1 protein-coding gene is annotated in these 518 nt (G+C 61.6%); it reads right to left on the bottom strand.

What is annotated here, in order from left to right; genetic code table 11:
• Positions 1-518, bottom strand: a 518-nt coding sequence (locus tag AC1DU6_RS35825; RefSeq protein ID WP_477863406.1) for a sodium:proton antiporter, incomplete at both ends; no start/stop codon positions are given.

Here is a 518-nt window from a genome sequence, read left to right as displayed (position 1 = left end):
AGGTGTTGGCGCCCATGAACACCGCGCCGGCTGAAATTGCAGCAAGTGTCGCAGCGCCTGTCGTCATAAGCGTCCTGGCGTCGCCGCCGGTCAGTTCGAAGAACACCAGATAGGTCGGGGCGTTGTCGAGGAACGACGACAGGATACCAGTGAGCCAGAAATAGGCCGCGTTGTTCGGCGTACCGTCGGCATGGCTGACAAGGGCAACCAGCGGTGCAAACGGCCCCTGCGCGCCGGCCTGCAGCATCGCCATCACAGGCACGATGCAGATGAAGATGCCCGCGAACAACAGCGCGACTTCCTCGATCGGGCCCCATTTGAAATCGTTGGCCTTGCGGTGCTCGGTCTTTGTCAGCCACAGCGACGCAAATGTCACCAGCACGAAGATCGCGTCGCGCAGCAGATCCTGCAATGCGAGTGGCGTGCCGAGCACGGTGAAAGTGATGCCGGGCTTCCAGCTCGCGCTCATCAGGATCGCTCCGATGATCACGACCAGCAGCAGCAGGTTGATCTTCCCG

The organism is Roseateles sp. P5_B10 (assembly GCF_056400485.1).
Note: the sequence above shows the minus strand (reverse complement) of the source record. Positions and strands in the feature narration are given on the sequence as shown.